The organism is Pseudomonas persica, assembly GCF_900291015.1.
Lineage (GTDB): Bacteria > Pseudomonadota > Gammaproteobacteria > Pseudomonadales > Pseudomonadaceae > Aquipseudomonas.
Map to the genome: position 1 here is coordinate 1 of NZ_OLKL01000303.1, position 245 is coordinate 245.

Annotated in this window: 1 protein-coding gene; it reads right to left on the reverse strand. The window is 50.6% G+C overall.

Going from position 1 to position 245, the window contains the following annotated elements; genetic code table 11:
• Positions 1–245 (reverse strand): VCBS domain-containing protein (locus tag FQ664_RS26670; RefSeq protein ID WP_144175975.1); only part of this gene is annotated, 245 nt, incomplete at both ends.

Consider the following 245-nt stretch of genomic DNA (forward strand, 5'->3'; position numbering starts at 1 on the left):
ATGGAAAACCGCGCCATCTTCTTTAACTGACTGCGACTGCCCTGCCATCATTGGCAAGTCGTTCGTACCCGTAATGGTAAACTTGAGCTCCTCTCGATGTGTACCGCCAGCCGTATCGGTCACGGTGACCATGGTCGTAACGACTTGAGTATCACCTTTTGAGAGATACTGATAAGAAGCATGGCTTGGATCGAAGGTGTAACTGCCATCTGGGTTAAACGTCAGGCCATCGATTGGGGTTGAGG